The 23,183-nt window shown below is 54.9% G+C and carries 24 protein-coding genes; 16 read left to right on the forward strand and 8 right to left on the reverse strand.

The window, feature by feature from the left end; translation table 11 throughout:
* Nucleotides 1–11: 11 nt before the first annotated feature.
* Nucleotides 12–1,169, reverse strand: coding sequence for a GGDEF domain-containing protein (locus tag E2H98_RS11925; RefSeq protein ID WP_133589221.1), 1,158 nt, complete (start codon nt 1,167–1,169; stop codon nt 12–14).
* A 169-nt stretch (nt 1,170–1,338) separates the two neighbouring features.
* Between E2H98_RS11925 and E2H98_RS11930 the strand changes: the two genes are divergently transcribed.
* Nucleotides 1,339–2,382 (forward strand): hypothetical protein, encoded by a 1,044-nt coding sequence (locus E2H98_RS11930; protein WP_198325109.1) that lies wholly within the window; start codon nt 1,339–1,341, stop codon nt 2,380–2,382.
* On the forward strand, nt 2,375–2,599 hold the full coding sequence (locus E2H98_RS11935; RefSeq protein ID WP_133589217.1) for a sulfurtransferase TusA family protein: 225 nt from the start codon (nt 2,375–2,377) through the stop codon (nt 2,597–2,599). The genes E2H98_RS11930 and E2H98_RS11935 overlap by 8 nt, the downstream gene beginning before the upstream one ends.
* Nucleotides 2,600–2,622: 23 nt before the next feature.
* Here the strand turns inward: E2H98_RS11935 and E2H98_RS11940 are convergent, their stop codons facing one another.
* Nucleotides 2,623–3,384: a substrate-binding periplasmic protein gene (locus E2H98_RS11940; protein ID WP_133589215.1), complete on the reverse strand. Its 762-nt coding sequence runs from the start codon at nt 3,382–3,384 to the stop codon at nt 2,623–2,625.
* 132 nt (nt 3,385–3,516) lie between these two features.
* The gene (locus E2H98_RS11945; RefSeq protein WP_133589213.1) at nt 3,517–4,305 is read right to left on the reverse strand and encodes a substrate-binding periplasmic protein; all 789 of its coding nucleotides are present in this window, start codon (nt 4,303–4,305) and stop codon (nt 3,517–3,519) included.
* Between the two features lie 243 nt (nt 4,306–4,548).
* Between E2H98_RS11945 and glnA the strand changes: the two genes are divergently transcribed.
* The 8 genes from glnA to E2H98_RS11985 all read left to right on the forward strand — a co-directional run bounded on the left by glnA (nt 4,549) and on the right by E2H98_RS11985 (nt 12,881).
* A complete protein-coding gene (glnA, locus tag E2H98_RS11950) occupies nt 4,549–5,952 on the forward strand; it encodes a glutamate--ammonia ligase (protein ID WP_244927344.1) in 1,404 nt (467 codons plus the stop codon).
* 235 nt (nt 5,953–6,187) lie between these two features.
* Nucleotides 6,188–6,853 (forward strand): DUF4124 domain-containing protein, encoded by a 666-nt coding sequence (locus E2H98_RS11955; RefSeq protein ID WP_133589209.1) that lies wholly within the window; start codon nt 6,188–6,190, stop codon nt 6,851–6,853.
* Nucleotides 6,854–6,968: 115 nt separating this feature from the next.
* The gene (gene glnL / locus E2H98_RS11960) at nt 6,969–8,006 is read left to right on the forward strand and encodes a nitrogen regulation protein NR(II) (protein WP_133589207.1); all 1,038 of its coding nucleotides are present in this window, start codon (nt 6,969–6,971) and stop codon (nt 8,004–8,006) included.
* Between the two features lie 6 nt (nt 8,007–8,012).
* Entirely contained in the window at nt 8,013–9,410 is a 1,398-nt protein-coding gene (gene ntrC, locus E2H98_RS11965) for a nitrogen regulation protein NR(I) (protein ID WP_133589205.1), read from the forward strand.
* Between the two features lie 68 nt (nt 9,411–9,478).
* A complete protein-coding gene (trmL, locus tag E2H98_RS11970; RefSeq protein ID WP_133589276.1) occupies nt 9,479–9,943 on the forward strand; it encodes a tRNA (uridine(34)/cytosine(34)/5-carboxymethylaminomethyluridine(34)-2'-O)-methyltransferase TrmL in 465 nt (154 codons plus the stop codon).
* 2 nt (nt 9,944–9,945) lie between these two features.
* Nucleotides 9,946–10,374: a hotdog fold thioesterase gene (locus E2H98_RS11975; RefSeq protein WP_133589203.1), complete on the forward strand. Its 429-nt coding sequence runs from the start codon at nt 9,946–9,948 to the stop codon at nt 10,372–10,374.
* Nucleotides 10,375–10,470: 96 nt separating this feature from the next.
* On the forward strand, nt 10,471–11,490 hold the full coding sequence (locus tag E2H98_RS11980) for an SGNH/GDSL hydrolase family protein (protein ID WP_133589201.1): 1,020 nt from the start codon (nt 10,471–10,473) through the stop codon (nt 11,488–11,490).
* The gene (locus tag E2H98_RS11985) at nt 11,487–12,881 is read left to right on the forward strand and encodes an MBOAT family O-acyltransferase (RefSeq protein WP_133589199.1); all 1,395 of its coding nucleotides are present in this window, start codon (nt 11,487–11,489) and stop codon (nt 12,879–12,881) included. The genes E2H98_RS11980 and E2H98_RS11985 overlap by 4 nt, the downstream gene beginning before the upstream one ends.
* 56 nt (nt 12,882–12,937) lie before the next feature.
* On the opposite strand, the gene E2H98_RS11990 is transcribed toward E2H98_RS11985, so the two are convergent.
* On the reverse strand, nt 12,938–13,465 hold the full coding sequence (locus tag E2H98_RS11990; protein WP_133589197.1) for a DUF3016 domain-containing protein: 528 nt from the start codon (nt 13,463–13,465) through the stop codon (nt 12,938–12,940).
* 161 nt (nt 13,466–13,626) lie between these two features.
* Between E2H98_RS11990 and E2H98_RS11995 the strand changes: the two genes are divergently transcribed.
* From E2H98_RS11995 to ppnN, 3 genes are all read left to right on the forward strand, one after another.
* Nucleotides 13,627–13,998 (forward strand): MbcA/ParS/Xre antitoxin family protein, encoded by a 372-nt coding sequence (locus E2H98_RS11995; protein ID WP_133589195.1) that lies wholly within the window; start codon nt 13,627–13,629, stop codon nt 13,996–13,998.
* A 33-nt stretch (nt 13,999–14,031) separates the two neighbouring features.
* Nucleotides 14,032–14,796, forward strand: coding sequence for an RES family NAD+ phosphorylase (locus E2H98_RS12000; protein WP_133589193.1), 765 nt, complete (start codon nt 14,032–14,034; stop codon nt 14,794–14,796).
* A 91-nt stretch (nt 14,797–14,887) separates the two neighbouring features.
* Nucleotides 14,888–16,270, forward strand: coding sequence for a nucleotide 5'-monophosphate nucleosidase PpnN (ppnN, locus tag E2H98_RS12005; RefSeq protein WP_133589191.1), 1,383 nt, complete (start codon nt 14,888–14,890; stop codon nt 16,268–16,270).
* Between the two features lie 354 nt (nt 16,271–16,624).
* On the opposite strand, the gene E2H98_RS12010 is transcribed toward ppnN, so the two are convergent.
* From E2H98_RS12010 to E2H98_RS12025, 4 genes are all read right to left on the reverse strand, one after another.
* Complete coding sequence (locus E2H98_RS12010; protein WP_133589189.1) at nt 16,625–17,086, reverse strand: hypothetical protein; 462 nt, start codon at nt 17,084–17,086, stop codon at nt 16,625–16,627.
* Nucleotides 17,087–17,195: 109 nt separating this feature from the next.
* Nucleotides 17,196–17,996, reverse strand: coding sequence for a prohibitin family protein (locus tag E2H98_RS12015; protein ID WP_133589187.1), 801 nt, complete (start codon nt 17,994–17,996; stop codon nt 17,196–17,198).
* A 30-nt stretch (nt 17,997–18,026) separates the two neighbouring features.
* Nucleotides 18,027–18,227 (reverse strand): hypothetical protein, encoded by a 201-nt coding sequence (locus E2H98_RS12020; RefSeq protein ID WP_133589185.1) that lies wholly within the window; start codon nt 18,225–18,227, stop codon nt 18,027–18,029.
* Nucleotides 18,228–18,370: 143 nt separating this feature from the next.
* Complete coding sequence (locus tag E2H98_RS12025) at nt 18,371–21,166, reverse strand: class I adenylate cyclase (RefSeq protein WP_133589183.1); 2,796 nt, start codon at nt 21,164–21,166, stop codon at nt 18,371–18,373.
* On the opposite strand from E2H98_RS12025, the gene E2H98_RS12030 reads away from it, so the two are divergent.
* The 3 genes from E2H98_RS12030 to E2H98_RS12040 are packed head-to-tail and all read left to right on the forward strand — an operon-like array spanning nt 21,166 to nt 23,178.
* The gene (locus E2H98_RS12030) at nt 21,166–21,504 is read left to right on the forward strand and encodes a hypothetical protein (RefSeq protein WP_157591368.1); all 339 of its coding nucleotides are present in this window, start codon (nt 21,166–21,168) and stop codon (nt 21,502–21,504) included. The genes E2H98_RS12025 and E2H98_RS12030 overlap by 1 nt on opposite strands.
* Nucleotides 21,428–22,447 carry a sensor histidine kinase gene (locus E2H98_RS12035; protein ID WP_157591369.1) on the forward strand — a complete coding sequence of 340 codons (1,020 nt, stop codon included), beginning with the start codon at nt 21,428–21,430 and terminating at the stop codon, nt 22,445–22,447. The genes E2H98_RS12030 and E2H98_RS12035 overlap by 77 nt, the downstream gene beginning before the upstream one ends.
* Nucleotides 22,444–23,178, forward strand: a complete 735-nt coding sequence (locus E2H98_RS12040) for a LytR/AlgR family response regulator transcription factor (protein WP_133589179.1) — start codon at nt 22,444–22,446, stop codon at nt 23,176–23,178. The genes E2H98_RS12035 and E2H98_RS12040 overlap by 4 nt, the downstream gene beginning before the upstream one ends.
* Nucleotides 23,179–23,183: the final 5 nt, after the last annotated feature.

The following is a 23,183-nucleotide window of genomic DNA, read 5'->3' on the forward strand; positions in this document are numbered from 1 at the left end:
GTGCTCAATGCTCAAGCGGCACTGGCTTGCGCCAGTGCCATCGCCACCCGATTGCGGCCTTGTGCTTTCGCTTGATACAAGGCCTGATCGGCTTGCTTCAACAAGGCTTCCAGTTGCAGCGGTGGCTGCGCAGAAGGGCTGATACCAATGCTGACGGTGGCGTGAATTTCTTTGCCTTCATGTTGCAAGCGGGTTTGTTGCCAGTGTTGGCGTATTCGCTCGGCCACGTGCGCCGCTTGTCTGTCGTCCAGATCACATAGCAGCACGGCAAATTCTTCGCCACCAATTCGACAGACAACATCATCGGGGCGCATCATGCTTTTCAGTTGCTTGGCGAACGCTTTCAGCACCAGATCGCCGCACGCATGGCCATGCTGATCGTTGATCTGTTTGAAGTGATCGAGATCGGACATCATCACCGTTGCGCGGCCCGTTGGTGCAAGACGATCCAACTTTCGGTGCGTCTTATCCCAGAAACCTTTGCGGTTCAGCAAACCGGTCAGCGGATCCAACTCAGCCAATTCCTGCAGGCGCCATTCCTGAATGGCATGCAATAAAACCAGCAAGGCAAAACAGCGCAGCATGATCAGCGCCGTGGACGGAATCGAGCCGAGTGCGCTTTGCTGTTCCACCGGTAAATGCGCAAAAGGAAAGCCGCCGAACATCGCCAAACCACGTGCTGCCAACACGATTGCCGACACCAGAAAAATCGCCGCGACGAATTGACGGGTAAAGTTTGGAATCGGTGCTGCTGCTGCTTTCACCACTTGATAGGAAAGGCCGCAGGCGGCTGCAGAAAGCAACAAGCTGGCGGCAACCTGCTGCGGATAGGAAAACCACGCAACAACAAGCCAAACGGCAGCGAACAACAACAGTGTGCCGTTTGCCGACCAACGAGGGCGATGGCCGAGAAAGCGCATTAACCCGACCCAAATCGCCAGATTGCCGCTCAGATACAGCACGCCGGCCAGCCAGTAGTTTTCGCTAGGGTCAGATTCGCTGTGCCACCAGCGCACCAGATAACCGCTGGCCAAGGCCAAACAACCGATGAGCCAAAAGCCGATACCCGGTCGTTTTGGGTATTGGAGACGAATAACGGCAAACACGACCGAGGCGGCCAACAGCAGCGTCAGAACAAAAAGATTGAGTGTTGGAAAATGCAGGCTCATTACTGATGCCCCCAGTTATCCTGCGCGCCGCCGGTCTCAGCGTGTTAAAACTATAGCCCAATAAAGCCGAAGGACATCGTTGTCGCTGGAGCTCATTGGTTAAAATCTCTACAATGCGCGCCCCCGTGTTGGGCGCGGGGCAGATTGATATGAATGAATGGGTACAAGTGTGACAAAACGCAAAGCGGTAGCGCTGATTTCTGGCGGTCTCGATTCGATGCTGGCAGCGAAAGTGATCATGGAGCAGGGTGTCCATGTTGAAGGCATCAATTTCTTCACCGGCTTTTGTGTTGAAGGTCATACCCATGCCATTCGTAAGCACGATCAGAAAAAGCAAAAACGCAACAACGCGCTGTGGGTTGCCGAGCAGTTAGGTATTCCGCTGCATATCATCGACATCGTCGATGAGTACAAAGATGTGTTGCTGAACCCGAAGCATGGTTACGGCCAGCATTTGAATCCTTGCCTCGACTGCAAAATTTTCATGGTGCGCAAAGCGCAGGAATGGTGCACCGAAAACGGTTTTGATTTCATCATTACCGGCGAAGTGATCGGGCAACGGCCGAAATCACAACGCGCGGCGACGATGCCGATTATCGCGCGTGAGTCGACCGCCGAAGATCGCTTGTTGCGGCCACTGTGCGCCCATCACCTGATGCCAAGCTTGCCGGAGCGCGAAGGCTGGGTGGATCGCAACAAGCTTTACGGCATCACAGGACGATCCCGCAAACCGCAGGTGGAGTTGGCGCAACAATTTGGTTTCGAGGAATGGGCACAACCGGCTGGCGGCTGCTGCTTCCTAACCAACGAGCAGTACGCCAGCAAACTCACCGATTTGTGGCAAAGCCGGGGCCACCGCGACTACGAACTCGACGACATCATCATGCTGAAAGTCGGCCGTCATTTGCGTCCGCGTCCGCATTTCAAATTGATCATCGCGCGCGAAGAAGGCGAAGCAAATTTCCTGGAAGGCTATCGCAATCAATTTGCCTCACTGCAACCGCAATCGCATATGGGCGCACTGGCATTGATCGACGGCGTTCTGAAAGACGACAGCGATATCGAACTTGCTGCGCGCATTGCCGGACGTTATTCCCAAGGTCGCGATGGCGATTCGGTCACTTACGAATTCACCCGCCCTGGTCAACCGACCAAACTGGTCAGCGCCAAACCGATCAGTGAAAAAGAAATCGAAGCGACTTGGTATGTCTGAACCCATCATTGTCGATGCCCGTCGCTTGTTATGTCCGCTACCGGTCATTCGTTTGCAGCAGGCGGTAAAGAAAGCGCCGAAAGGTTCGCTGATTCGCGTGCTGGCGACCGACCCCGGTGTGCAGAACGATATTCCGGCTTGGTGCCGGGTGCATCAGTTGCAGGTGGTGCGCTTGGAACAAATTGATCGGGAGTGGGTAGTGGAAGTGCAAGCCTGAGAAGGCGTTAGGATGTTGCGCTTTCAGTATGGCGATACCGCTAGAAAGCGCTCGGATTCAAAGAAGTTTCGATTCATCGCGATTTGCCGATTGAATTGCTGCACCAATTCCGCGGGCACCGAGCGTTTGCTGAACATCAGATGCGACGACTCGCTATTGATCACGAAATCCAACGGCCTCGGCATCGGAAAACCGCTACCGCGCACGACATACGGTAAAATTAATTCATCGGCCATAAACCATTCGCCGCGTGGTGGCGATGCGTACAGTTGTCGCAATCCCTGATTGATACTGTGATAGGGCTGCAGGCGATGCTGTTCAATAAGCAGCGGTATCGCCTGTTGCCATTTATTGCCGAACCAACCGCCGGCAGGGGCAATAATTGTGTGCTCAGTATTAAACAGTGTGGCCCAATCGAGTTGTTTCCATGGTGAATCCGGACGGACATAAATTCGATAGGTTTCGGCCCGATAGGCGTCTGAGAAATAGGCAAAAGCTAGTCTGTCTTCGCGCACCGATGCCAAGGTCAGAACGTCGATCTCGCCTTCGGCGAGCATGCGCTGGCGCCGCGCGAAACTGACCGGTGCCGGTACCACAGAAATTTCGCAACCAAGCCGCTTGGCGGTGTATTGTAGAAAACGGAAGTCTGGTGTTTGGGCTTCTTGCAGGCGGAAGCTTGGTTCGGCGACGGGAAACGCAGTACGCAGTGGCCGAGCGCAAGACGATTGAGCCTCGACGACAGGCAAGAACAGCATGCATAGCACGGCAACTACAGCATGACGCATCGGGTCAGGTGTCCAAGTAAAATCCTTTTCCGTATTCAAGTATACGCGCAGTTACTTATTTTACCCTGGCGCCATATTGGACACGATCATTGGCGCGCACAATTGGTCTCCTGACTGGTGCGATGATGCTATTCAATTAATCGCTGGCCGTCGTTCAGACAACGCTTTGAAAAAGTCGGGGTGCGCTTTCAGCGCAGCGTTGAAGCGCGCCACGGTTTCCGGCGCTACTGATTTCCGGCTGAACATGAAATGCACCGGCTCGACCTTGAAGGGCGTGCCAAGCAAGCGTGGTGGTGGTCGTCTGTGCTGTTCCGAGGCCAGTAGAATCAAATCGACATCGCCCATCATGACTACGCCGCGTGGCGGTGTGGCGTGTAGTAGCTGCAGGCCATGTTGAAAGTCGCTGTAGCGTGTCAGCCGGTGTTTTCTTTTGATCGTTCTCGATACTTTCACCCACTCATCACCGAACCAGCCCTCCGGGGCCAGCACATCGCCGTCAACATTCGGTAGGTCAAACAGCGTCAGGCTGGCCAATGTGCTATCGGCGCGGGCGAAAAGGCCGATGCGTTCCATCCGATAAGGGTCGGAAAAATGAGCATAACGAACCCGTTTGGGGCGCAGCGACGCCAACGACAGTACATCCACCTCGCCTTGTTCGAGCAACATGAGTCGTCGGGAATGACGGGTGAGTTCGGGTAGGCGTTCAATCGTGCAGCCGGCGGTGCGGGCGACGATAACCATGAAGCGAAAATCCGGCGACGCGGTTTCGTCGTGGTCCGGTGCCCGCAATGGGCGTTCGCAGCACAAGGCTGTGCCGGTCAACCACACCAGCAGCCAAGCCCAGCGGCCAAACCGTCGATGCGCTCGGGAAGGGGTGGCGCATCGGCGGCGATATCGAATCGTCCATCGCAGCATGCTCAAAATATAGTTGCTGCGAAGAATTTCGATGGCGCCACTCAACCGCACCAAAATGGCGATAAAATGCGTGCCGCGGTATCAAAAAGGTGCAACCGCCTGAGCCGGGCGAGATTCTGCAATCGATTCGGCGCGGCCCTGTTCCGAATTGGCGCATGGCACGGGCTTTGCTTTTATCTGGCCAAATCGGATCGGCCTCCGGCTGCCCGCATCGCCATCACCCGCTTTAAAGGAGCGTTTTACATGTCCATCAGCAATGTTCTGAAACTGATTGAAGAAAACGACGTCAAGTTCGTTGACCTGCGTTTCACCGATACCAAAGGTAAAGAGCAGCACGTGTCGATTCCGGCCCGTTTGGCCGATGAGTCGCTGTTCCAGGACGGCAAAATGTTTGATGGCAGCTCGATCCACGGCTGGAAAGGCATCAATGAGTCGGACATGATCCTGATGCCGGACGCCGACACTGCCGTGCTCGACCCATTCACTGATGACGCCACGCTGATCGTTCGTTGCGACATTCTCGATCCGGCTACGATGCAAGGCTACGACCGCGATCCGCGTTCGATTGCCAAGCGCGCCGAGGAATACCTGAAATCCACCGGCATCGCTGATGTTTGCTACTTCGGCCCAGAGCCAGAATTCTTCATGTTCGATGACGTCAAGTTCTACAACCGCATGAACGGCTGCGGTTACGAACTCGATTCGCAAGAAGGCGCCTGGAACACCAACCGCAGCTACGAAGGCGGCAACATGGGCCACCGCCCGATGATCAAAGGCGGTTACTTCCCGGTCGCGCCAGTTGACTCCTCGCAGGACATCCGCTCGCAAATGTCACTGGTCTGCGAGCAAATGGGCCTGGAAATCGAAGCCCACCACCACGAAGTGGCGACCGGTGGCCAGAACGAATTGGCGGCCAAGTTCAACACGCTGGTGAAGAAAGCTGACGAACTGCAGATCATGAAGTACGTCATTCATAACGTCGCTCATGCCTACGGCAAAACCGCGACGTTCATGCCAAAGCCAATGGTCGGTGACAACGGCTCCGGCATGCACTGCCACCAGTCGCTGGCCAAGAACGGTCAGAATATTTTCGCTGGCAACAAATACGCTGGTCTGTCGGAAGAAGCGCTGTACTACATCGGCGGTATCATCAAGCACGCTCGCGCGCTGAACGCCATCACCAACGCTTCGACCAACAGCTACAAGCGTCTGGTGCCAGGTTTCGAAGCGCCGGTCATGCTGGCTTACTCGGCCCGTAACCGCTCCGCCTCGATTCGTATTCCGTACGTCGCCAGCGCCAAAGGCCGCCGTATCGAGTGCCGTTTCCCGGACCCGACGGCCAACCCTTACCTAGCGTTCGCCGCGATGATGATGGCCGGCTTGGACGGCATCCAGAACAAGATCCACCCTGGCGATGCTGCCGACAAGGATCTCTACGATCTGCCGCCAGAAGAAGCCAAAGCCATTCCTACCGTCGCCCACAGCCTGGAAATGGCCCTGGACGCACTGGAAGCCGATCACGAGTTCCTGACCCGTGGTGGTGTATTCAGCAAAGACTTCCTGGACAGCTACATCGCCATCAAGCGTGCCGAAGCCAAGCGTGTATCGATGGCCGTGCACCCGCTGGAAATGGAACTGTACTACAGCGTGTAAGCGTCAAAGCGTGATCAAAAAAGCCGCCTTCGGGCGGTTTTTTGTTTGTTGCTGTCATGCGAATAACCGTGGCGAAAACGGCTTTAATGGCTGGAGCTGGCGAGCAAATGCGGCCGTTTGCGACCCATTCGTCGAATCTGGTGCACGAAACTTAAACGCGCAGGGGCAAGTCTATTACTATGCTTGTCCAATAATCGGGTTCTATTTATGTAGCCCGCAAAGAGGGAGACGATTCATGCGCCATCTGCTTTGGTTGAGCCTGTTGCTGTTGCCGCTCAGCGGCTACGCCGCCGAGGCCTACAAATGCAAAGGCCCGAACGGCGAAACGATTTTTTCCGATACCCCCTGCGGTGACGGAAAAGCCATTGAATTGAAAGAAGTGCCGACCTTTGAGCAGGCACCGATACCGGACCTGCCGCCATTGCCCACCAAGAAGAAAGCGGCCGACCAAGGTTATCAGCTGACGTTTGCCAAGCCTGAGCCGGACGCTGTGCTACGCGACAATCTCGGTCGGGTCGAGGTGGCGCTGAACCTGAAACCGGGCCTTGGCCCGGATGATTTCGTGTTGCTGAAGCTTGATGGCGACCCGGTCGGTGAAAAAGGCCGCAAAACCACTTGGTCGCTGGAAGGGGTGGAACGCGGTATGCATACCTTAACGGCTGAAATCCTGAGCCAGGATGGCAAGGTGCTGATATCGGCCTCTACCTCGTTCATGTTGCACCAGGCATCGGCCAATATCGGTGCCCGGTTACGGCAAGAACCGAAGCCCGGCCAGCCACTGCTGTCACTTGATGATCCGGAAACCCTCAATGTCGGCCGTGAGCCTGGCCATGAATGGGCAAAGCCCGCCGACAAAGACAAGAAGCCGGCACCGACTCGTACGGCAGGGCCGCGCAAGTAATTGTCGATTGCACCAATTTGGTTCAGGCTTTAGCATAAGCATCACCAAAACGGACGCCGCCTGCGGGCGGCGTTGTTGATCGCCGATTCGTCCGGCGCAGCACCAATGAGGCGGCATGAATACCGAAAGCCTGTTTGATTCGCTGACCATTGCCGTCATAGCGCTGGACGCCGGCGGTCGCATTCAGGCCGTCAACATGGCTGCCGAGAATCTGCTCGGCCACAGCCGCAAGCGGCTGTTGAACAGCCCGCTGGCCCGCTGGCTGCCGACTCATCATCCCTTGCTGGAAATGCAGGCGCGTTGCATCGAACAGCAGCGTATCTGCCATGCCCAGCGCCTGCCGTGGCCGCTGCCATTTACCGCCGTGCAACGCATCGACGCCAGTTTGAGCCCGCTGCCGAACGGCTGCCTGCTGGAGCTGAAACCGCTGGAAGAAAGCCAGCGTTTGCAGGAGGAGTCCGAGCGGTTTCGCCAGCAGCAGGACCTGCATCACTTGCTGCGTTCGCTGGCCCATGAAATCAAGAATCCGTTGGCCGGCGTTCGCGGCGCGGCGCAGTTGCTGGCCCGGGAACTGGCCGACGACGGCCAGCGCGAATTCACTGATTTGATTCAGCGCGAAGCCGATCGGTTGCGCGAACTGGTTGATCGCCTGCTGCTGCCGGGTCACAGCCAAAAGCAGCGCGAGATCAATGTCCATTCTGTGTTGGAACAGGTTTTGCAGACACAAGCGATGACACGAGCCCGTGGTATCGACATCGTTCGCGATTACGACCCGAGCTTGCCCGATATTCCAGCCAACCCGGATGCCTTGCATCAGGTGTTCTTCAATCTGATTCAAAACGCCATGGAAGCAATGGGCGAGCAGGGCACGCTGATCTTGCGCAGCCGGGTTGAACACGGCGCGACGATTGGCGGCAAACGTCACAAGCGGGTGCTGCGCTTGGACATCATCGACACCGGCCCTGGCATTGAGCCGGAACTGATTGATCGGGTGTTTCTGCCGCTGGTATCCGGCAAGGCCAATGGCACTGGTTTGGGGCTGTCGATTGCCCAGACGCTGGTGCTGCAACACGATGGTCTGCTGGAGTGTCAAAGTGAGCCTGGCCACACGCGTTTTTCCGTGTGGCTGCCGTGGACCACCGAGCATAAGTGATGACACATGACTGACAAACACAATGTACTGGTGCTGGACGATGACAACAGCATTCGCTGGGTGCTCGACCGCGCGCTGCGCTCGGCCGGTTACCAAACGCATTTATGTGCCGACGTGCCAAACGCTCGCAATGCACTGAAGAAAAAGCAATTCGATCTGGTGCTCAGCGATATTCGGATGCCGACCGGCGATGGCGTCAGCTTTCTGAAAGAAATCAAATCCGAACATCCGGAATTGCCGGTGGTGTTGATCACCGCCCATGCCGATTTGTCGAGTGCCGTGCAGTCCTTTGATCACGGCGCGTTCGAGTTTGTCGCCAAGCCTTTTGATGTTGATGATCTGATGCAAATCGTCAATCGCGCGCTGGAATCGCAGCAGTTCGACAAGGCGCCGCCAATTGAGTCCTCGCAAGGCCAATTGATTGGCCGCTCACCGGCGATGCAAACGGTTTTCCGGGCCATAGGTCGTTTGGCGAAATCGAAATTCACTGTGCTGCTGATTGGCGAATCGGGCACCGGCAAAGAACGGGTTGCTCGCGCTTTGCATGAGCACAGCACACGCGCTGACGAGCCGTTTGTCGCGATCAACATGGCGGCGATTCCGCAGGAATTAATCGAGGCGGAATTGTTCGGCTATGAAAAAGGCGCGTTCACCGGTGCTGCTGCTCGCACGACGGGACGTTTTGAACAGGCCGATGGCGGTACGCTGTTTCTCGATGAAATTGGCGATATGCCACTGACTGCGCAGACCCGTTTGTTGCGCGTGTTATCGGATGGCGGTTATTACCGGGTCGGCGGCAAGGAATTATTGAAAGCTGATGTGCGCGTTATCGCCGCCACCCACCAGAATCTGCAGACGCTGGTACAGAGCGGCAAATTCCGTGAGGATTTGTATCACCGCCTGAATGTAGTGCGCATTGAACTGCCGGCAATGCGCGAACGCATTGAAGATCTGGAGTTGCTGGCCGATCAATTTTTATCGCAGGCCGCGCAAGAGGCAGGCGTCAATCGCAAACGCTTCAGCGAGCCCGTGCTGAAATATCTGCAGCAACTCGATTGGCCCGGTAACGTCCGGCAATTGGAAAATGCCTGCCGTTATCTGACCGTGATGGCACCGACCGATGTCATCCAGCTGACTGATTTGCCGGAGGATTTAAGCTCTGCTCAAAGTCTGGAAACGGAAAAGCCCGGTGCCGATTGGCGCACATTACTGCAAGCCGAAGTGCGGCGAGCGGCGCTGAAAAACGATGCCGAAAAAGTGCAGGCTTTGGCGGCCGAAAGCGAGAAACTGCTGGTTGATACCATCCTGGATGTCGTTGACGGTCACCGCCAGGAAACCGCCCGTCTGCTTGGTTGGGGGCGCAACACCCTGACCCGCTACTTGAAAAAAGTGGACGACGAGTAAGCGCAAACAAACAAATCTTCAACCACTGCATTAAAATGACGGGTCTTGAGCCCGCCATTTTGTCTGTCATGATCGACATCGTTTTGTTCCAACCGGAAATACCGCCGAACACCGGCAATGTCATCCGGCTTTGTGCCAATACCGGTTTTTCCTTGCACCTGATTGAACCGCTCGGCTTTGCACTCGAAGACAAGAAAATGCGCCGGGCCGGGCTCGATTATCACGAGTGGGCCAACGTCAAGGTGCATGCAAATTTCGCTGCCTACTGTGAAAGCGAAAAGCCGCAAAGGATTTTCGCCATTGAGACCAACGGCAGCGTGCGTTACGACAGGGTCGATTATCAGGCTGGTGATGCGCTGCTGTTCGGGCAGGAAACCAAAGGTATTCCAGAAGCGGTGATGCAGCAGATCCCGCGCGAACATTGGTTGCGTTTGCCGATGCGCCCAGGTCAACGAAGTTTGAATTTATCGAATGCGGTAGCCGTCACCGTTTTCGAAGCATGGCGACATCTGGATTTTCGTGGAGGAGTTTGAGCATGAGCAGTATCTGGTCCGTTAAACCGACGTTGGCACAAATTCACGAGCGCAATAACGGCACAATGGTCAGCCATTTGGGCATTGAGTTCACCGAAGTCGGCGACGATTTTCTCGGCGCGAAAATGCCGGTTGATGAGCGCACCAAACAGCCTGCCGGTATCCTCCATGGCGGCGCCAATGTCGTCCTGAGCGAAACCATCGGCAGCGTCGCCGCTAATTGGATCGTGTTCCCGCAGGGCAAAATGGCTGTTGGTTTGGAAGTCAACGCCAATCACCTACGCCCGGTCAGCAAAGGTTATGTCTATGGTGTTGCCAAGGCGGTGCATCTTGGCAAAAGCACCCAAGTCTGGGAAATCCGTATCAGTGATGACGAGGGCAAGCTGAGCTGTATTTCGCGGCTGACGATGGCAATCGTCGCCAAGCCATAAACTCAGTCGCAGAATTACCCCGTGGCGGTTTGCTCCATGCCGTACCCATGCTAGGCTGCTGAGCCGCAGGAAGGGGTCTTACAGGGAGCAAGGCGCATGGAGCAGCCGTCACCACCACGACCATGGCATCACGCCGCGATCTTGTTGTGGATGCTGGGATTTCTTGTTGTTATTGAGTTGGCGCTGGAATGGCGTGCACACCAGCGCGGTTACGATACCTTGCTGTTCAGTAAGGAACGCGCATCAGACGCTATCTCAACTTCTCCGTTTCGCAATCCTCCGATAGCTCCAGAACGCACCAGCAATTTACCGTTGATCTGGCTGATGGGCGCCTCCCATGCCGAAGACAGCTACCTGCCGGTCGATACCATTTTTCCCAATTTGATTTGTCGTCAACCGGCGCTGCGTTGCGTACTGATCAATGCCAGTTCCGCCGGTGCCGATATCGATGAAAATCTCAGCGTTTTTCAACAATACGCCAGCGAATGGCAGCCGGATTACGTGCTGCTATATCAGGGCAGCATTGAAATTCAATTGCTGAGCAAACTGGCATTCGGCACACCGGAGGCGGTGGCGAATGCCGACACACCGTCGCTCTATCAGCAAGCGCTGAATCATGTGCGCAGCACTGTTGAAGCCACCACGGTGTTTTCCCATTTGACGCAGGAATTGCGTACTCGCTTGATGGCCGCCAAACCCTTGCACGATGCGATACCGGAGCCAGTGTGGCAAATCTTCCGCCAGCGCTTGCAACGGGTGATTGATGCATCTCGCGAGCAAGGCGCTGAACCGGTATTGCTGACATTTGCCGCGCGTTATCGTGCTGATCAACGCGAACAATTCAGTGATGAACTGTTTCGCTCGCAACTGCGTTACAACCCCTACCTGTCACGACAAGGTTGGCTGCAAAGCATTGAAAGGTTGAATCAGGAAATTTCCACGCTCGCCGAGCAACAGGGCTTGCAACTGATCGAATTGGCCGACAGCACCTCCGGGCAAGCGTCTTTTTTTCGCGATTTCTCCCACTTCACACGTGAGGGGCATCAGCATGTGGCGGAACAAATCGCAGAACGCCTGAAGCTGAAAAGTCCGCAGTTGACGGAGGTGTCGCGATGATTTTCAACTCGCTTGAATTCGTGCTGTTCTTCCCACTGGTATTGCTGCTGTTCAGTGCCGTCTACCAGCGTGAACGCACGCGTGATCTATTGCTGCTGGTCATCAGCTATCTGTTTTATATGGCCTGGTATTGGGAGTATGCCGGGCTGATTGCCTTTTCCACGTTCGTCGATTACTTCGTCGCCCGACGCATCGGCGCCAGTGAAGACCCGCGTCAGCGCAAGTTCTGGCTGATCGTCAGCTTGTTCGTCAATCTTGGCGTGCTGGCAGTGTTCAAGTACTTCAATTTCTTTGCGGAAGTGTCGGTCAACCTGATCGATGTCTTCGGCTGGCAGTTGAATCTTCCGCGCAGTGAGCTGTTGTTGCCGGTGGGTATTTCGTTTTATACCTTCCAGAGCCTGTCGTATACGATTGATGTCTACCGTCGGCAAATCCCCGTTGAACACAATTTTTCCAAGTTCGCTTTATATGTATCGTTTTTTCCGCAGTTGGTGGCTGGTCCGATTGTGCGTGCTGCCGATTTCCTGCCGCAATTGCGGCGACCTTTGCAAGTCACCCGTGCACAGTTTGATGGTGGCTTGGCGCTGATGTTTATCGGCCTGTTCAAGAAGGTGATCATCGCTGATACGCTCGGCGTGTTGGCCGTCGACGCCGTGTTTGCCAATCCCTCGCAGTACTCGTCGGTCGATTTGCTGCTCGGCATTTATGCCTACGCTTTCCAGATCTACGGTGATTTTTCCGGCTATTCCGATATGGCGATCGGTGCTGCGGCGATGCTCGGGTTTACCCTGCCGCTGAATTTCAATCGCCCTTATCTAGCGCAAAATATTCGCGACTTCTGGACCCGCTGGCACATTTCCTTGTCGAGTTGGTTGAAGGACTATTTGTATATCAGCCTCGGCGGCAATCGCGGCGGCAAATGGCTGACGATGCGCAATTTGATGATCACCATGTTGCTCGGTGGTCTATGGCATGGCGCAGCGCTGAATTTCATTTTATGGGGTGGTTATCACGGCGTGCTATTGGCCTTTTCGCGCCAGCAAGATCGCCATGCCGAAGTTGGTTCTTTTTGGCGAACCTGGCGCAATCGGATTATCACGTTTCATCTGGTTTGCTTCGGCTGGCTGATGTTCCGCATTTCCGACTGGTCACATTTTGTCGATTACCTGCAAGGGTTGGCAGCGTTGACGGGTGGCTCACAGTTGCATCATTACGTGCCGCTGGTCATTTTGCTGGCGGCGGTTATGCACGTGTTGCCGAAGGCGCGTATTGATGCCGACATACTGACGCGTTTGCCGCGTTGGACTCAGGCCGGTGTCTATAGCCTGTTGCTGTTGTTGGCCGTTGGTTTCACGTTGGATGCACCCGCATTCATTTACTTCCAGTTCTAGAAGCCATCTCAAAAGCAAAAGCCTGCAGAAGCAGGCTTTTGTTTCAACTCGGTGATTCATTCCTTTTCGAACGTTTCCCGCAGCCATTTATCGAGCATGTATTTTTCGTGATACAGCGGGTCGCTGCGGTGAATTGATGTGCGCATCATGAACGCCATGTCACGCAGTTCAACTTTGTCTTCCTTGATGATGTTGCCGCTGCGGTCCATCAGGGCATAGTCGAACTTCAGGCGTGGCGGGTACAGTTCGCGGATGATACGGATATCGTTCATTTGTGGGCCGCGTGCAGGCTCGTAGTCACCGGCCAAATCGATATCGGTAAAGCTGATCTTCAGCTTCTGACCTTTCTGTAGATACTCGCTCGCTTCCTTGTGCAGAAACTGGCGCAGTTGGATCAGATGAGTGTTTTTCTCGGTCCGGGTACGGAAGGGGTCGTCCTTGATATCGGTGAATTCGGTTGGCTTGACGTACTCGATCATGACCGGTCCTTCAGCTTCTACCGGGTCGGAGGCGAGGGCACTTGGTGCCGCGAGCAGCATGGTCAGGCTGGTTGCCAAGGCGGTGGGCAAGGTGCGGATATTCATGCAGATACCTCCAGTTAATATTCTTTGCGACAGCGTATAGCTTAGAAGGCATGGCTGCCAACAAGTTCGGCTTTCGAGCGTTTGCACTTAAATGCTTTGACAAGATGCAAATGCACGATACAATCAGGGGCGTTGGTAAGTCATCTACCGGGAGACGCTGCATGACCGCTGTTCACATCAACCAACCCGATCCAGGCGCGGTACTGTGCAAAGCGCTACGCCGCACCCAAGAGGCCTTTGAGCTCAGCAACGAGGAGCTTGGCAAGGTCATTGGCAAGGATCGGACGACGATTAGCCGGCTTTACGACAAAGGCTACCTTTCGCCAGACAGCAAGGAAGGCGAGCTGGCTACGCTGCTGATCCGTATCTACCGAGGGCTATACGCCCTGGTTGGCGGTGCCGGCGAGAACATGCAGCACTGGTTGAATACGCCAAACCAGCATCTGCAAGGGCAGCCACGTGAGTTACTGCGCTCGGTTACCGGCCTGGTGGCGGTACTGGGTTATTTGGACGCGATGCGCGGTCGTATCTGACTCACGCTTGCCTGCCGAAAAGGAATTCGTTTTTTGCCAACCCGTGACGAGAATATCTGGCAACGTTGCCGGGGCGCCGATTTTATTGGTCCGATGAAAGTCGAGATGGTGCGCATTGTTGAGGCGCAGGAAGATATCGCGACCTTGTCGCTGGTCGATAACCTCGACGAGCAGCATTTGCTGGAATCGCTGCTGGAAAAAAGCAAACCTGGCCAACTCGAGCCCAACCTCCATTACCTGTTGGCGTCACCTTTCCGCTATCCTCCGCTGCTCTGGGGCAGTCGCTTTGGCCGCGCTCACGAACGGGCCTTGTTTTATGGCTCCACCCGCATGGAAACCGCGCTGGCCGAGTGTGCGTTCTATCGATTGGTCTTTATCGATGGTGTTTCGGTGCCGTTTCCGCAACCGCTGGTTTCCCAACACACGAGTTTCTGGGCGCTAGCCCGGGCCGAACGCGCAGCCGATCTAACCCGCTCACCGTACGACAGCGTCATGGCTGAACTGCGCGCACCTGACCGCTATAGCGCCACCCAGATTCTGGGCAGCGAAATGCGTTCAGCGGGTGTCATGCTGTTCACCTACCGCTCGGCCCGTGATGATGACCCGACCGCCATCAATGCGGCGGCATTCAGTCCGGACGTTTTCAAGCGTGCTCAACCGACTCGTTTTCAGAGCTGGACGTGTTATGCCACCGCCGACGCCGTGCGTTTTATTTCCAGCCCAAACAAAGCCTCGCATGAATTTTCCCGCCATCGCTTTCTGGTCAACGAGCGCTTGCCGATGCCGCCGCCGGCGTAGCGATACTGCAGTGGCGATTTATATTGGCCTCCGTGCAAAGCTGGCCGCGAACCACTAAGCTCAAAGCAGGAACGCAAAGGATCATTGATTGATGAGCAATAAATCGACATTCGTTACCCAGAACGCCGTAATACGTCCGGAAGGACGACTGGAAATTTTGTCCAAACAGGAAGTCGCCAAATTACTCGACACCAGCCAACGCGGCCTGCATACCGCATTTCGTAACTGCACGCTGGCCGTCATGAACAGTGGCAACGAACTCGACAGCGGCAAGGAATTGCTGGAGCGCTACCCGGATTTCGACGTCCAGGTCATTCAGGAAGAACGCGGCATCAAACTGCAACTTTCCAATGCGCCGGCCAGCGCCTTTGTCGATGGCGAAATGATTCGCGGCATTCGCGAACACGTGTTTGCGGTGCTGCGCGATATCATTTTTGTTAATGACGAAATCACCAACAATCCGTTGTTTGATTTGCAAACCACTGCCGGCGTTAGCGACGCGGTGTTTCATATTTTGCGCAATGCCAATATTGTCAGGCCAACCACTGATCCGCGCTTGGTGGTGTGTTGGGGCGGGCACTCAATTTCACGCGAGGAATACGATTACTCAAAATTGGTTGGCTATCAAATGGGCTTGCGCGGTCTCGATATTTGCACTGGTTGTGGTCCGGGTGCGATGAAAGGCCCGATGAAAGGCGCCACCATTGGCCATGCCAAACAGCGGATTAAACACGGCAAATACTTAGGTATTACTGAACCAGGCATTATTGCGGCCGAAGCGCCAAACCCGATCGTCAACGATCTGGTAATCATGCCCGATATTGAAAAGCGTCTGGAAGCTTTTGTCCGCGTTGCCCATGCCATCATCGTGTTCCCCGGCGGCGTCGGCACCGCTGAGGAAATTCTCTACTTGCTCGGCGTACTGCTGCATCCAGACAATCGCGAGATGCCGTTACCATTGATTTTCACCGGTCCACTGACCTCGAAAAGTTATTTTGAGCAAATCGATCAGTTCATTGGCCTGACGCTCGGTGCCGAGGCGCAAAAACGCTATCAGATCATCATTGATGATCCGGTCGCCGTAGCCCAGCAAGCACAAGCGGGTATTGCCAAAGTCAAAACCTTTCGGCGGGGAAATGGCGATGCGTTTTACTTCAATTGGCTGTTGAAAGTCTCCGAAACCTTTCAGCAGCCATTCGAAGTTACCCATGAATCAATGCGCAATCTGAATCTACACAAAGATCAGGATGCGCACGATCTAGCGGCTGGTTTACGGCGAGCTTTTTCCGGCGTGGTTTCCGGCAACGTCAAGGAGCGCGGCATCCGTTTGATTGAAGAACATGGCCCGTTTGAATTGCACGGCGACAAAAAACTGATGCAAGCAATGGATGCTTTGCTGGCCCAGTTTGTCGCCCAAGGCCGTATGCGTTTGCCCGGCAAGAAATATGAGCCGTGTTATCGGATTAGTGCGTGAAGAGCCGCTTAGCTGTCCTTTCTTGGTCATTGAGGAAGAAGGGGCTGATATTCGAGAAATATGAAAGAGATGAGGAAATTCCGTGCTTTCGGACTCCACCCCCATAATCCCCGACGAGTCGCAGTCAGGAAAGCTAGTATTCAGCCGGAATAATCATGGGGTAGTGAAGTGCTTGTAATCCAAATCACCTCCGTCAATAGACGAAACCGAAAATAGAGGAGTTAAGACCATCGGTCGGAAGCCTATTCATTCTTTCAAAAGCCTTAGCCACGACGCGCCACTGTCGACGTGGGGTCCCCATTCTCCCAGAAAATTTAAATTTTCTTCTGCAAATAAAACGCATTTTTTCTATAATTAATTTTCCATTGTACTTTTAGGGTTCAAGTTGTACGTTTTCAATAGCTCCTGCTCCACGACTTCGTCCAAGTATTGATCGACTGCCTCTCTACCAACTTCGGTTTCAAATACAAAGAAAATTTTGTCCGAAGATCGCTTTTCAAGAAAAACGATTTTTTTAGCGTGGATAAATTTTTTGATCTGTTCATAACGTTCAGTTGGAACGGAGATACTTCGGTTTTCTGGAAGATAATTCTCATGATTCTTCTGAAGTATAGCGAGGGCGAATTCGGCATCTGATTGTCTTATATATATAAGGCCATCGGTCGTTTCACGATATGCTATACGTTTCTCTCGAAAGTCACTCAGGGATTTTACACGAGTTTCATCATCATCAAGCTTTATCGGAACATTCAGGTCGTCGCGATCATCATGGCAGGATTGCAGAGAAAGTGTTGCAAGTAGAAGGAGTAATCTCATGGCTGATTTATTTGGGGGGTGAATTGGGTTTCTGATTCGCTTTTCTGCCGTCTCATTACCCCTTCCAAAAATTTTGAAAGGGGGGCTGAGTTACTGTAGAAGCCGTAAACTAGCGCTTGTTTTTCTCACCCGTTTCCGGCAAGGAGATAAATGGCACGGCACTACCGGTGATCTGCGGCAATTTGCCATCCCATTTTTGCACGGCTTCGAGTTCAACCAAGCGCGGGTTTTGTTCCAGCGCAGCGGCGCGGATCTGAATGGATTCAGCTTCGGCTTTGGCGGCGATCACTTTTTGCTTGGCCTGTTCCTCGATTTGGCGGGTGCGGTTTTCTTCCTCGATGGCGCGCTGAGTCGCGATGACTTTCGCTTCAATGGCGCGCTCGAACGCATCGGTATAGGAAATATCGTTGAACTCAAAGTTGATCAACACAATGCGGTGTTTTTCCATCGCCTCTTTCAGTTCGCGCAGCACCTCTTCCTGCGCCACTGAACGGTTGGTGATCAGAGCTTCCGCTGTTTGTTTACCGATGACTTCCTTGATGGTGCCGAAGACAACCTGCGGCAACAGTTTATCGTCCCAGTCTTTGCCGACTTCCTGATAAGTCAAGTGAACCGAGTCACCGGCCAGTCGAAAGTTTATTGTGAAGTTTATGTCTGCCTGCTGTACATCTTTCGTGTAGGCCTGGGTGTTTTCTTTCCAGGACTTGATTCGTGTGTCGATCTCGACAATCGTTGTCGTCAGCGGGTTATACCAGTAGAACCCTTCTTTTAGCGTTTCCTGTTCGACTTCGCCGAAACGGACTTTAACACCGCGATGACCGGCATCGATGATCTCGGCGCAGCCGCCGAACATCAGAACGCCGGCGACGACCAGCGCCGCAAACAGCAATTTGGAAATGATCTTGATCATCTTACGTACTCTCCCTCAAAAATGACTCGTTCAATTACGGCCAACAATTATCCGGCCCAGTGCTTTTCTTCCACGGCCATGCAGCAGTGCCAGCGGCCAAATGAAGGCAATCGGTAGCAGCTTCAGCAATTCACCACGCTCTGATTCAAATACCAGACGCGCGAGGATGAACAGCAGCAGCACGCCTGTCACGGCCAGATAGATTTTCCAGAAACCGCCCACCCAACGCATCGATTTGTTCTCCTTTTGTTGCGACGCGCGCCAGCCGACGAAGGGCAGCGCACCAGACTATTATGCCGAAGCGATGGCTGGTGAATACAGCGATTTTGTAACGGTTTACAGCGGGGCAGGTTAGCTCAGCGAGCGAGTGAAGGCTAGTTCAACGCACTGTTCAGCAGCTCCTCGATCTGTTTTTTCTGGCGAACAAAATAGGCAGTGCTGACGTCGAATGGCACGTCAGTAATAATCAAATCGCTCAAGTATACCGGGTAGCGTTCCGGTTGCTGGCGCAGACGCAGCACCTGTTGCACGGCTTGTGAGAGAAAATCTTCGCCGTTATCCAGAAGCGAGAATTCCTGTTGTTGCACTTGGAGCTGCAAGGACTGGCGAAGCGGTTTGCCGGCTTGCAGCGAAGCGCTCAAGGCCCAGCTTTCTGGCGTTGCGGGTGTTAGTTCCAGGCGTCGCAGTTGCGTGCGCTGTTCGCCGTTACTGCTGCATAGTTCAAAGCAGTCCGGTGTTGGCAGCGGCGGCAACCCGGAAAGGCGGCGCTGACGGTCGCTGACTTGGACCAAAAACTGTTGCCAGGCTTGCAACAACGGTTTCAGTTCGGTGTTCGGATACTGGCAGAGCACCAGCGCGTCGGCTTCATCGAGCACGAAGATGTCGATGCGCTCCAGCACGCGTCGATAAAACAGTTGCAGTGAACCCTGACGGCGCTGGCAGTAGATCAAATCGAAGTCGAGCGCACGCGCCGTTTGTTGCTCGAAGATCAACTCGCAGGCTGGCGTGATCGGTTCGGCCAGCCAACTCATCAGCTCGGTGATGTCGGCGCAGCGGCGCAAGGACAATTGCTGTTCTTCCCACTGCAGTTCGACAAAACCTTTGCCCAAGCGTAACAGATAGCGTACCGGTGCGTGCTTGGCTAGCGGAAACACTTCATGAAGTAGCTCATCAACAACAAGCTGCATGCGATTGGCAATGGAGCGGGCGCGGATCGGTGAGGCGCAAAACGCTTGCACCTGTGGTTTGGCTTTCTGAGCTTCAAGCAGGGCGTGCAGTTTGCCGAGAAACTCCGGCACCGCGTCGTCGCCGTGGAACTGGCTGGTATGCAGCTCACCCCAGCTGGTCAGCCACACCAGATCAATTTTCTGCACCAGCAATTCATGCGAAGCCCCGTATGCCAGCGCATCGGTCTGGCTGCTGACCAGTTGCAGACCCTGGCGACTGAGCTCGGCCATCGGGTCGACACCGACGTTGATGAACAAGGCCAGCTTTTGCACCTGCGCCGGCGCGTCCAAGGCTTCGTTGCTGGCCAGGGGCAACGGTTGCGGGAAAAAATCGAACAAATCACGCGCCAGCGTTGCCGCTTCGGCGAGACTGGCGGCCGGGTTGTCGCTGATTAGCGCCAAGCGCGTGCGCCGACTCAGCAATTCATTGGCATGGGTCCAAGCCAGCAACTCGATTAAATCATTGCTGCGTTTCAGTGGTCGTTCTTTGCCAAGTTGCTGCTTGTCGTGCAAGCCACGCAGTATTTCGCAGCCTTCGCTGTTGCGCTCAACGATGGTCAGCGCGCTTTCGCTCAAGTCCGGTGCGATATGCAGATTGTGCCGCTCGATTTTGCCCGGCCGCTTTTCCAAGGTGGCGAACAACTTGCGACGTAAAATCGTTAATTCCTGCTGATTTTGTTCAGCCAGATCGCTGTGCTGGCGGGCGAACTGCTGCAGCGTGCGAGCGCTTTGGTTCAACACTTCCGATAACTGCTGACGCTCGTTGATCACCGTTTCGATTTTCCAGTAGCGGCGCTGGTCGAGCATTTGCAGCGTGCTGCGTGGCCAGCCCCATTGCTTGACCAGTTTCTGCAGCAGGTCGCGTTGCCAGTCGCTGACACGCGGCGATTGGCTCAGTTTGATACCGGTTTTCAAATACAGCGCCCGGCGAATCAGATCGAGCCGGGCCAGTTGTCCTTGTTCAATCAGGTGGCGTTCAACCGCGTGATAAATCAGCAAATACGGATCGAGATCGTCGAGTGCGGTTTGATTGTGATAAATCCGTGATTTGTAGATCAGCGACAGCGGTGGCGGTGGTGGCAGTTGCGCATAGACTTCCATCAGCGCCAGTTTCAGCACCGATTTATACGGCGCATCCAAAGATTTGTTCAATTGCCAGAGTGTGCCGGAAAAAAATTCGCCGGCTGGAATATCGACGACATTGCCAAAATCGATGTACTCGCCGGCTTTGACAAACCGTTGCGTCAATAAGCGTTCGCTGTAGACGGCGTAATTCAGGTGTTGCTCCGGTGGCACCAGCCACCACAGCGGCGAACGACCGGCGAGCAAAATGGCCGAACGATAAAATTCATCGAGCAGCAGCATATGCTGGGTGCTGCCGCTGTGTTCACTGCTCATCGGTCCGAAGGCGCCACTGCGTACCTGCTCTTCAGTCATCAGGTAGACGTGTAGCGCGACACCTTGTTGTTCGGCGTACTTGCTAATCCGTTGGGCTTTTTCCTGCAGCGATTGCAAGGCGTCATGGCTTAAATCGGGCCGATAAATCAGCCAGACATCGAGATCGCTTTCGCCGCTGTGACCGAGGCTGCCGGTCGAGCCCATCAGAAACAGTGCATACAAATCGCGGCGCAATGCGGCGCGTCGTTCGTATTCGAACGCCTTGGCGATTTTTTTTCCGGCCAGCAAGGTCGCTTGTGTCGGGGTGTAATCGGACAAGCTGCAGGGCGTGTCGTAATCGACCCAGCCGGGCAGCGAAGGGTGGTTGACATGCCAGAGCAGCGGCAGCAGATCGATCAAATCGGCTTCGCGTTCGCGCGCGGCCCGGCGCAGCCGTTCGAGCTTGTCGCGATTGACCTGAACAAAGCGCTTGCGCACCTGGGCCAGCACTTTGCGATCAAGGCCCTCGTCGGCGTCTGCGTGTGGGTCGCGGGAATGAACAGTCAATGCCGAATCCTGTTTACGGACAAACGATAAGAGAAAACCGGAATACGGCGCGTAACGGGAAAATCAACAGCGCGCGTCCTTTGCTTCATGCAAAGGCGGTAACTCTCAGTGTAGCCGCTCATCGGCGCCTTGCTCGCTTCCAGCATGGGTCGCTGGAGCGCTTTGCCGGCAATCGCTACACTGACGCCAGTGCCAGCACAAAACCGGACCCCGATGATCCCAGCATCCGAACGAACTCGCCGCCGCAGCTGGCCGCTATCGATGCGCACGCCGGCAGCCGGATTTCTGCCGGATTTCTGCAATGTCCGGATGGTATTCCTGGTGGTGCTGGCGACTGAGTTGATGGCGCTGATCCTGGCACTGGCGCAACCGATTCAAAGCGGGCTCTGGGCCTATCTCGGCCAAACCTCACTGTTCATGCAATGGATTACGCTGCTGTGTACGGCGGTGTTGTGCCGGCTGCGCAATGTGCTGGCCAAGCGCCCGGTTTGGCAGGCAGCGCTGGTCAGTTACGCCATTATTCTGCTGGTGACCTGGCTGTTCTCGGTGCTCGCTTACTCGGTCGGCATGGTGCCGATTGTGCTACCGATGCAACCGACCGATTTTTATCTGCGCAATCTGGCCATCGCCGGCATCGTCGGCGCCGTGGTGTTGCGCTATTTTTATTTGCAGCAGCAATACCGGCATCGCTTGTACTTGGAAGCCGAAGCGCGCAACGAAGCGCTGCAGGCGCGCATTCAGCCACATTTTTTGTTTAATTCAATGAATATCATTGCCAGCCTGACGCGCAGCAATCCGCGCCTGGCCGAGCAGGTGGTCGAAAACTTGAGCGATTTGTTTCGCGCCTCGCTGGCGAAAGCCGACAAGCGCGTCAGCCTGAAAGAAGAATTGGAGCTGTGTCAGCGCTATCTCGATATCGAGCAGCTGCGGCTCGGCGCCCGCTTGAATGTCGATATGCGCGTGGACGAATCGCTGTATGACGTACAACTGCCGTTATTGCTGATTCAGCCGCTGGTGGAAAACGCGGTCTATCATGGCATTCAGCCGCGCACCGAAGGCGGCTGGGTGCGCATACATGCGGAAGACAGTGGTGATCAGGTGCGCATTGTCATTCGCAATCCATTGCCGGAACAGCAAAGCACCGCCGGTCACGGATTGGCGCTGGATAATATTCGCGAGCGCTTGGCGTACTGGTTTGGCGAAAAAGCGGCGCTTGATACCGGACAACAAGGCGAGGAATTTGTCGCCGAATTACGACTGCCGAAGGAACCGACAACGTGAAACTATTACTGGTCGATGATGAACCGCTGGCACGCGAGCGGCTACGAGCGTTGATTCAGGAATCATTCGACGATATCGACATCGTCGCCGAAGCCGCTGACGGTGTGCAGGCTTTGGCCGAAGCCGGCAAGCATCTGCCCGATGTCGTGCTGCTCGATGTCCGGATGCCGGGCATGGACGGCATTGAAACCGCGCGTCATCTGGCCCAGTTGGAGCCGCCGCCGGCGGTGATTTTCACGACCGCTTATGATGATTACGCGCTGGAAGCCTTTGGTGTGCATGCGCTCGGTTATCTGTTGAAACCGATCAAGCAGGATAAATTGGAGGCGGCGCTGCAATCGGTGATCAAACCGAATCGGGCCCAGATCGCAGCGCTGAAAGATGGTGTCGAAAAATCCACCCGCACCCATATCAGTGCCCGGGTGCGTGGCAATCTGGTGCTGATCAAGCTATCCGATGTGTTTTATTTTCAGGCCGACCAGAAATACATCACGGTGCGCCATCGTGATGGTGAAGTGCTGATCGAAGAAGCGCTGAAAGATCTGGAAAACGAATTCGCGCCGCGCTTTATCCGCATTCACCGTAATGCGCTGGTGGCACTTGACGCCATCGCGGCGGTAGAGCGTGACGCCCTCGGTCGCACGGTCGTGCGGCTGCGCGATATCGATGAATCGCTGGAAGTCTCGCGCCGGCATTTGGCCGATCTGCGCGAGCTATTGAAAGCGATTTGATGACC

It is taken from the genome of Permianibacter aggregans, assembly GCF_009756665.1.
GTDB classification, from domain to species: domain Bacteria; phylum Pseudomonadota; class Gammaproteobacteria; order Enterobacterales; family Permianibacteraceae; genus Permianibacter; species Permianibacter aggregans.

Coding starts and splice junctions, on each gene's coding strand:
- E2H98_RS11975 (WP_133589203.1), top strand. CDS start 9,946: ATGAGCAGTATCTGGTCCGTTAAACCGACGTTGGCACAAATTCACGAG.
- trmL (WP_133589276.1), top strand. CDS start 9,479: ATGATCGACATCGTTTTGTTCCAACCGGAAATACCGCCGAACACCGGC.
- E2H98_RS11955 (WP_133589209.1), top strand. CDS start 6,188: ATGCGCCATCTGCTTTGGTTGAGCCTGTTGCTGTTGCCGCTCAGCGGC.
- E2H98_RS11940 (WP_133589215.1), bottom strand. CDS start 3,384: ATGCGTCATGCTGTAGTTGCCGTGCTATGCATGCTGTTCTTGCCTGTC.
- E2H98_RS11990 (WP_133589197.1), bottom strand. CDS start 13,465: ATGAATATCCGCACCTTGCCCACCGCCTTGGCAACCAGCCTGACCATG.
- E2H98_RS11925 (WP_133589221.1), bottom strand. CDS start 1,169: ATGAGCCTGCATTTTCCAACACTCAATCTTTTTGTTCTGACGCTGCTG.
- E2H98_RS11995 (WP_133589195.1), top strand. CDS start 13,627: ATGACCGCTGTTCACATCAACCAACCCGATCCAGGCGCGGTACTGTGC.
- E2H98_RS12035 (WP_157591369.1), top strand. CDS start 21,428: ATGCGCACGCCGGCAGCCGGATTTCTGCCGGATTTCTGCAATGTCCGG.
- E2H98_RS11985 (WP_133589199.1), top strand. CDS start 11,487: ATGATTTTCAACTCGCTTGAATTCGTGCTGTTCTTCCCACTGGTATTG.
- E2H98_RS11980 (WP_133589201.1), top strand. CDS start 10,471: ATGGAGCAGCCGTCACCACCACGACCATGGCATCACGCCGCGATCTTG.
- glnL (WP_133589207.1), top strand. CDS start 6,969: ATGAATACCGAAAGCCTGTTTGATTCGCTGACCATTGCCGTCATAGCG.
- E2H98_RS12020 (WP_133589185.1), bottom strand. CDS start 18,227: ATGCGTTGGGTGGGCGGTTTCTGGAAAATCTATCTGGCCGTGACAGGC.
- E2H98_RS12015 (WP_133589187.1), bottom strand. CDS start 17,996: ATGATCAAGATCATTTCCAAATTGCTGTTTGCGGCGCTGGTCGTCGCC.
- E2H98_RS12010 (WP_133589189.1), bottom strand. CDS start 17,086: ATGAGATTACTCCTTCTACTTGCAACACTTTCTCTGCAATCCTGCCAT.
- E2H98_RS12030 (WP_157591368.1), top strand. CDS start 21,166: ATGCCGAATCCTGTTTACGGACAAACGATAAGAGAAAACCGGAATACG.
- ppnN (WP_133589191.1), top strand. CDS start 14,888: ATGAGCAATAAATCGACATTCGTTACCCAGAACGCCGTAATACGTCCG.
- E2H98_RS11935 (WP_133589217.1), top strand. CDS start 2,375: ATGTCTGAACCCATCATTGTCGATGCCCGTCGCTTGTTATGTCCGCTA.
- ntrC (WP_133589205.1), top strand. CDS start 8,013: ATGACTGACAAACACAATGTACTGGTGCTGGACGATGACAACAGCATT.